Origin of the sequence: Microcystis sp. T1-4 (genome assembly GCF_000297435.1) — a bacterium.
In the GTDB taxonomy this organism is placed as follows: Bacteria; Cyanobacteriota; Cyanobacteriia; order Cyanobacteriales; family Microcystaceae; genus Microcystis.
In genome coordinates this window covers 19607-28024 of the sequence record NZ_CAIP01000056.1, presented here as the reverse complement: position 1 = coordinate 28024, position 8418 = coordinate 19607, and the positions used below count along the sequence as shown (strand labels likewise).

Genomic DNA, 8418 nt, shown 5'->3' with positions numbered 1-8418 from the left:
TAAGGGGGGTGCCGATAGGCGGGGGGATCTGACAACTTTTAACGCCTACCTACTTAAGAGATTGACATTACCATCAGCAATATGCTAAAAAACATTAGCTTGATAGTCGAGTAACAATAATTACTCCGTTAAAAATCCCTATATTTTCCCCTAAAGCAAACATCTTGACCTCAGTTGCCAACATGATTCGTCAGTCAAATTATTCTAGAGTTTGGTTGTTATTAATCCTTATTTTTGCGCTTTTCCTACGTCTAAATGCCGCTTTCTCTTATCCTAATATTCTCTGGCCGGATGAAATTTTTCAGACCTTAGAACAGGGTCATCGACTAGCTTTTGGTAATGGGATGATACCTTGGGATTTTCGGGACGGGATTCGTTCTTGGTTATTTCCGGGCATTCTTGGCGGGATTATGAAGCTAACTGCTGGTTTTTCGGAAGGCTCCAGTGGCTATCTGGCCAGTGTCAAGATTTTCCTCAGTTTACTATCTTTAATTCCCGTTTGGATCGGATTCTCGATCGCCTACGAAAGCATCGGTTTGGCCGGTGCTATCCTCACTGGCGGTATTTGTGCGATTTGGTTTGAATTTATCTATTTTGCCCCGAAAGCCTTCACCGAAGTTATGGCCGCTTATTCCCTGCTAGTCGGCGTTTATTTAGGATGCTACGGCAAAAATCCCCCCTCTCGTCAGCGACTGTATTGGACGGGGTTTTTCTACGGATTGACCACCTATCTTCGATTTCATTTACTGCCAGCCATCGCCATCGCCCTCATTTATCAAATTAGACAAAAAAACTTTCCACAATTACTGCCCCTTGCCCTCGGTTTTATCGGTCCGGTTTTGCTGGGGGGTGCTTTAGATGCTTTCACTTGGTCCACCCCCTTCCAATCGATTTGGAAACTGATCTGGATTAATATTTTTGAAGGAAAATTTAATAGTTTTGGCGTATCCCCCTGGCAGCAATATTTTACTTGGTTAGCCCTCAATTGGTCTTGGTGGCTGTTTCCGATCCTCGTCTTCTGTGCAATCGCTGCTCGTCGTCACTGGATTCTCGCCCTTCTGGCCCTAGTTATTATCCTCTCTCACAGCTTTTTAGGTCACAAAGAATATCGTTTTATTTTCCCCGCCTTACCACTAATTATTATTCTCGCTGGTTTGGGGACTGCCACTCTCGTCTCGCGTTTATGGTTAATGCGAGGTTCCCTCACCAGCAAAACTATCGTTATTTTTAGTAGTTTACTTCTTTGGGCTTTTCTCTCTTCGTTGTTGGCGGGGCGTTTTAATACGGACCAGACTTTTAATTTCGGACCGCCTTGGCAAAAACCGGGCTATACTCACTGGCAAACCCACGGCGGACAATTACAGGCCTATGAGTATTTAAGTAGCGAGAAAAAACTGTGCGGTTTAGGAGTAAAAGGATTGGCGTGGCAGTATACGGGGGGATATGCCTACTTACACCAAGATGTGCCGATTTATTTCCTTAAAGATAACCAAAATTTCGAGGAACTACAACCTTATTTTAATTATCTATTATTTAACCAAGACACTGCCTCGGTCGGAGATTATCAACGGGAGAAATGCTTTAACGGAACTTGCGTTTACAGGCGCTCGAATTCTTGTCAAGTTAACCCGGATTATCATATCAATCAGTATCTCAAAGAAGCTGGTGAGTAGGATCATATATCCTTAAACAAAGTTGCGAAATTTGTCAAAAAAGTCTAAAAAGCCGAGAAAAAAAGTTAATTATGTAAGGGGGATAACTTCGAGCATGAAAAAAGTTAAAATCTGGCCAATTTGCCTAAGTTTTCTGATTTTAATCTATATACTTTTTGCTATGATCGTCAACCTCTCCTCTTTCCCCGGATTGCACGGAGATGAGGCTTGGTTTGGACTAAATGCTAGGGAAATTCTCCACCATGGAACTCGATCGCTCCACGGACTAAACACCTATACTAGCTCTTTCTATAGCTGGTTAATTTCCCTAACATTTCGCTTACTAGGCATCAAAGTTTTTTCCTTGCGATTACTGGGGGTTTTCCTTAACCTATTAGGTTTTATTATCGTCGTTTATAGCCTGAATAAATATGTGGATCAAAAGACGAGTATTCTTTTCTTATTTTTACTACTATCTTGTTCTTCTTTACTGCTTTTTCCTAGAATAGCCTGGGAAGTATTCGCTTTACAAGTATTCTTTCTTTCCCTTAAATTTAAGCTTCTTCTCAAGTACTTTAAAAATCATGAATTTACTGGACTCGATATCTTTCTTTTCCTTTTCATAACTTCCCTGGGAGTTATCAATCATTTTATCTTTATCTTTGAATCCCTCGGTTTAACTGTGGCGGCTCTAAGTCTGCACCTACGTTATTTTAATAAAACCACGATCCAGCTTTTCTATTTATCTTTTTTATCCCTGACAGTCGTTTCTATAATTTATGTAACTAAACCTTTAATTAGTGATGAAATTTTTCAAGCATATCGATATATTTTATTGATAATCAGCCTAGCATTTCTCGCTCTTTTTAGTACAATTTTTATCAAAACACAGCAAAAAATTAGCCAGTTTTTATCCTTGCCACCACGGTTTAAGCAAATATTTTATTGGTTAGCTGGTGTTTTTCTCCTACTGCTATCACTATTTTTATTGAGAAACTTTCTGACTATTCATTCCCAAAGTTTTCTTGGCACTATCTCAGGAATTATCGTCATCGAAAGACTCTCCTCCAGCCTGTTAACTGTCTTGGAAAAACAATGGTTAGAAATTACTTGGATAGCTCTCATAAGTATTTTTATCCTGCGGGGATTACAAAAGCTAATCAATAATAACAATGCTAATAACTTACAAACGGAGGTATTTTTTTATTTATATCCCCTATTCTGTTTATTGTTTGTTTCCCTAGCACCGGGTAACTCCGATCGCTATTATATTATTCCGGGTTATCTTTTTCTGATTGCTTTTCCCCTAGTCGTCCGCAGTCAATATATCACCGCTCAAGTTCGTCACCTATACCTATCACTAATTATTTTATTAGGATTCACCTTCACCCTGCAGCAAACTCTCCTCTGGAGAAATATTTTAGCCACCGAAAACGAATCACCACGATTGATCAGTTATGGAAACTTTCAAGATTTATCCTATCACTTTTTAAAACAAGATCAATTGTTAAAATTTTTGCAAGAAAGACAAATTTGTCAAATAAATCAAATCGATAGAAATACGGTTTATTTTATCTATGCTCCCTTAGATTTTCATTTTCTTGAACGGCAGCTTTCCTGTCATAATCCCACCACTGTTTTGATTGAATACTGTCCCCATTGTCGAGATTTTCCCAAATATTTTAAAATCATCGAAACTAATCATTAGTCCTCTGGAGAATTAGAGGAGTCAGGAGGTGAATTTTTCTCTAATGCAGTTACCCAGAATCTATAATTATTCAAAATTAATTATCTGTAAAAATTCTCGGCTTAATATTAATAAAATCCAATAAAAAGCTGACTTTAAAACCTATATTTTTTGGTAAATATCTTGACAAATAATCCTGATCGATGGTATTATTAGAGTAGTTTTGGTAAAAATATCCAACAGCCAGACAACCCCTAGACCAACTTAGTAAAATTAATTCCTCCCTATTGATAGATGAAAATCAAGAAATATCTTAAGTTCTGGAAATATCCTCGCCTAGTTGATGAACGAGAGACTTTAATTGAAGAACGAGATTCCCTCAAAGATCATCTGAAGAGTTTGAATCAAGAAAAACAAGAAATGATTCGGGAAAAAAACGCTCTTTATGAAAGATTAGGTCAGTTATCTTTAACCATTCCCGAACTGCAAGAAATTAGTCCCAAACTTCTCGATATTAGCGTCATCAAAAATAAATCCCGCAAGTTTCGAGTCCAATTAGATGCCGAAAAAGAAAAACTCGCTCCCGACAATTTTGGCTGGTATCCTTACAACACTTTAACCTGCTTCGATATTCTCGAATTACTATTAACGGGTAAAAACCGTTTTCTACTAGAATTAATCTCGGAGAAACCGATTGTTGATATTGGTTGTGCCGATGGCGATCTGGCGTTTTTTCTGGAATCTTTGGGCTGTAAAGTGCAGGTGGTTGACTACGCTCCTACCAACTTTAATCTGATGCAAGGAGTTAAACTGCTCAAAACTGCTCTTTCTTCCTCTGTGGAGATTCATGATGTTAACTTAGATTCCCAGTTTCTCCTTCCCGAAAAAAGCTATAGTTTAGTCATCTTCTTAGGAATTTTATACCATCTCAAAAATCCCTACTATGCCCTTGAGACCTTAGCAAAATCTGCCAATTATTGCCTGATTAGCACCCGCGTCACTAAGTTTAATACGGTGAGTAATGCCGCTAATCGAGTCGATCTTTCCGCGATTCCTCTAGCCTATTTACTCGATGAACTAGAAGCAAATAATGATTCTACCAACTATTGGATCTTTTCTAATGCCGGGTTGCGCCGAATTTTACAGCGAACTGGCTGGGAAATTTGCGATTATATAACAGTAGGTAATACCGAAAACTCCGATCCCGCCAGTCGTGACGGCGATGAAAGAGCCTATTGTTTAGTAAAAAGTCGTTTCTATCAAGATTAGAAATGCCTAAATATCAGACCAGTCTCCTAAAAATATGAACTATCGCCCTAATCCCCTCTTAAACCGACGTAGCTTGCTCAAATTAGCGGCCCTAGCCGGAGGAAGTGCCGGACTAGCTACCCTTCTCTCCTCTCGGCTCAGTTATTCTGCCGACCAAAACCAAGCTAGTGCCGAGAATATAGAGGCAATCGAGGAATTTTTGCGGCAAATTCGCCCAGTAAATTCGCAAAATCTCCAGTGGACAGAATATAGCTTTGAAACAGTCACCGTTGATCGTCAAGGGCAAATTATCGATCGCCGTCAGGGTAGCGCTCGCTCCTGGCGCGAACCTTTAGGCAACGGCAGCGAACTAGAAATGGTGGCTATTCCGGGGGGCAGTTTTCTACGAGGCTCGAAAAATGAGGAAAAAGGCGATCATACTAGCAGTGAAAAACCAGAAAATTCCCTGACGACGGCGGCTTTTTTTCTGAGCAAATACCCGATCACCCAAGCACAATGGCGAGCGATCGCCGAACTTCCGAAAATTAATCTCGAACTCAACCCGGCGCCCTCCTTTTTCCAAGGGGATAACTTGCCTGTTGAAAGAGTCTCCTGGTACGAGGCGATCGAATTTTGTCAACGACTCTCCCAGGCCACCGGCAAAGATTACCGACTAGCGAGTGAATCACGCTGGGAATACGCCTGTCGCGCCGGTACAACCACCCCCTTTTACTGCGGGGAAACCCTAACCAGCGAGCGCGCCAATTACTTTGCCGTCTATGATCCCTACGCGGAAGAACCCAGCAGCGCCTATCTGGCCAAGACTACCCCGGTGGGCAGTTTCGCCCCCAATAATTTCGGTCTCTACGATATGCACGGCAACGTGGGCGAATGGTGCGCCGATAGCTGGCACCGGAATTACGAGGGAGCCCCCCCCCTGGATGGTAGTGCTTGGTTAGATAGGGATACTCGCTTGCAGCCCCGTTATCGTTCCGCCCGCTTAGTGCGAGGGGGCAGTTGGGGCGATGAAGCAAGACACCTACGCAGTGCCAATCGCACCTTTTGCCTTCCCGATCAACACTACAGTGTCTTGGGTTTACGAGTCATGGCCGATAGTACCGGTTAATCAATGCTTGTGTCCGCCCAAGAGACGACAAAGGTATGGTTCAATAGGGTAGGTTGCCAAAAGTATTCAGAATCTTCTGCCGTTGTCAGTGCGTCTGTAGCTAAATCAACCGCGAGTGAGGTCAAATTTTTCATGAAGATACAGCAGTCTCATCTTTTGTTAACTCCCCCCACAGGAGATCTACAGGTACCTTTATCTCCTCCTCCCCCGGACGACGGCAACCTAGAAGAAGAAAAAAATTATCCTCTCAGCCTGTCTCTAGTCATTCCCACCTACAATGAACGGCAAAATATCGTTCAATTAGTCAACATTCTCAGTCAAATACTGGACGATGCCCTTGCCAACGATTACGAACTGATCGTTGTCGATGATAATAGTCCTGATCGCACCTGGGAAGTCGCCGCGTCTTTAATCCCTGAATATCCCCAGCTGCGAGTGCTGCGCCGGGAGGGAGAAAAAGGCCTATCCTCGGCAGTGGTGAGGGGGTGGCAAGTGGCACGGGGCGACATACTTGGGGTCATCGATGCCGATTTACAGCATCCCCCGGAAGTGTTATTAAAATTATTCGAGCAAACCAGAGCCGGAGCCGATCTCGCCCTGGCCAGTCGCCATGTGGAAGGGGGTGGAGTCAGCCAATGGAGTCTGACTCGACGCTTCCTCTCCCGGGGGGCGCAGCTGTTGGGATTAGTCATTCTGCCTAACGTGGTGGGACGGGTATCGGATCCGATGAGTGGCTATTTCATGGTTAATCGAAAAGCGATCGCTGGCCCGATCTTAAACCCGATGGGCTATAAAATTCTCCTCGAAGTTATCGGCCGCGGCAATATCGACCAGATCGCCGAAGTGGGTTACGTTTTCCAAGAGCGTCAAGACGGCGAAAGCAAAGTCACCTGGCAACAATACATCGAATATATCCTGCACCTGCTGAAATTGCGTTCCCGCGGTCGTTTCGGTGGCCTGAAAAGGCGTTGGCAATTCCCCCTCGCTCGCTTTCTTCGCTTTAGTTTAGTCGGGTTTAGTGGCGTATTCGTCGATATGGCTATCTTTTATCTCCTCAGCGATCCCACTACCCTCGCTTGGGGAGTAACTCGCAGTAAGATTATCGCCGCCGAGGTGGCCATTATTAATAATTTTCTCTGGAACGATCGCTGGACTTTTGGCGATTTGTCCACCGGCCAAAATCAGTGGCAGCAGCGTTGCAAACGTTTTCTTAAATTTAATCTTATTTGTTTGGCCGGTTTGATCCTCAACGTCCTGCTCTTAAACTTTTTCTTCAATGTCTTACATATTAATCGCTATCTTGCTAACTTAATAGCGATCGCTATAGTTACCGTTTGGAACTTCTGGATGAATTTAAAACTCAGTTGGCGTGTGACGGAGGTTAAACCCGAAAAGTCCGGCAAGCCATAGGAAAACCTGGGAAAACTTGCCCTCCCATCCCGCAAACCCTTTTTAACTCTCGTTCAACCTCTGGCAGCCTTAATTTTTGGGACTTAAAAGCAGCCCAAGATCAACAGGAAACCGATTACCGGGGATTAAGTCTCAAAGATGGGATGGAATGGCTTGCTCAAAATGCCGATGACTTTGCTTGGGGAAAGGCCGCCGACCCCGATTATTATCTAGCTATATCCCGATACGATTACTTCCAGGCTTTCCCCCATTGTACCCTTGTTCATGCCGTCCAACGCCAAGAAACCCCCCTAACTATCATTAAACATTGTCGTCAGCCATGATCGAAATGACTGCTATTCCGCCGATTTCCCTGAAAAACTACCGTATCGCCGCCATCATTCCCTGTCACAATGAAGAACTAACGATCGCTAAAGTTGTCTCCCAATTTCAAACTTTTTTGCCAGAAGCGGCAATATATGTTTATAACAACCGCTCTAGCGATGATACCGTGACGGAGGCACTCAAAGCCGGGGCGATCGTTCGTCAGGAAATCCAGCCTGGAAAAGGCAATGTTGTCCGGCGGATGTTTGCCGATATCGAGGCCGATATCTATATTCTCATCGATGGTGATGATACCTACGAAATTGCGGCAGTACGACGCTTAATTGAACGAATGCTGCGAGAACAGTTAGATATGGTGGTCGGTGCGCGTCGGGAAGCGGCAAAATCCTCCCAGGCTTATCGCCGGGGTCATCGCGCCGGTAATCTATTTTTAACGGGATTCGTGAAATTTCTGTTTGGAGCGCGTTTAATCGATATGCTCTCCGGTTATCGCATCTTTTCTCGTCGTTTCGTCAAATCTTTTCCCGCTTTGTCCAATGGTTTCGAGATTGAAACCGAGTTAACTATCCACGCTTTAGAATTAAAAATTCCCTTCGCTGAAGAACCAACCCTCTACGGGGAACGTCCCGAGGGTTCCCAAAGTAAGTTAAAAACCTTTCAAGATGGCTGGCGGGTATTGGGAACCGCTATCCTACTATTTAAAGAAATTCGTCCTTTTCTCTTTTTTAGCCTTGTTTCGCTGATTTTGGCGGTTATTGCCCTCTTGTTAGCGATCCCCGTCCTGTTTGAATACCTCGAAACTGGCTTAGTACCACGTTTTCCCACCGCTATTTTATCGGCCTCGATCATGCTTTTAGCCTTTTTAGGTTTGACCTGTGGCATGATCCTCGATTCCGTCTCCCGGGGACGAAAAGAGATGAAACGAATGGCTTATCTAGCTAACAGTTGGCTGAAAGCTTAGGGAAAAAAGC

7 protein-coding genes are annotated in these 8418 nt (G+C 43.5%); all 7 read left to right on the top strand.

Annotation, left to right across the window (positions count from 1 at the left end; genetic code table 11):
* Window positions 1-182 precede the first annotated feature (182 nt).
* The 7 genes from MICAI_RS03280 to MICAI_RS03250 all read left to right on the top strand — a co-directional run bounded on the left by MICAI_RS03280 (window position 183) and on the right by MICAI_RS03250 (window position 8408).
* Window positions 183-1673, top strand: coding sequence for a mannosyltransferase (locus MICAI_RS03280; RefSeq protein ID WP_008197663.1), 1491 nt, complete (start codon window positions 183-185; stop codon window positions 1671-1673).
* A 94-nt stretch (window positions 1674-1767) separates the two neighbouring features.
* Window positions 1768-3360, top strand: coding sequence for a hypothetical protein (locus MICAI_RS26800; protein ID WP_008197661.1), 1593 nt, complete (start codon window positions 1768-1770; stop codon window positions 3358-3360).
* Window positions 3361-3633: 273 nt separating this feature from the next.
* On the top strand, window positions 3634-4608 hold the full coding sequence (locus tag MICAI_RS03270) for a methyltransferase domain-containing protein (RefSeq protein ID WP_008197659.1): 975 nt from the start codon (window positions 3634-3636) through the stop codon (window positions 4606-4608).
* Between the two features lie 34 nt (window positions 4609-4642).
* On the top strand, window positions 4643-5713 hold the full coding sequence (locus MICAI_RS03265; protein WP_008197655.1) for a formylglycine-generating enzyme family protein: 1071 nt from the start codon (window positions 4643-4645) through the stop codon (window positions 5711-5713).
* A gap of 132 nt (window positions 5714-5845) precedes the next feature.
* A complete protein-coding gene (locus MICAI_RS03260; protein WP_008197654.1) occupies window positions 5846-7123 on the top strand; it encodes a glycosyltransferase in 1278 nt (425 codons plus the stop codon).
* Window positions 7124-7266: 143 nt separating this feature from the next.
* Window positions 7267-7446 (top strand): hypothetical protein, encoded by a 180-nt coding sequence (locus MICAI_RS03255; protein WP_008197652.1) that lies wholly within the window; start codon window positions 7267-7269, stop codon window positions 7444-7446.
* A complete protein-coding gene (locus MICAI_RS03250) occupies window positions 7443-8408 on the top strand; it encodes a glycosyltransferase family 2 protein (protein WP_008197650.1) in 966 nt (321 codons plus the stop codon). The genes MICAI_RS03255 and MICAI_RS03250 overlap by 4 nt, the downstream gene beginning before the upstream one ends.
* Window positions 8409-8418 lie beyond the last annotated feature (10 nt).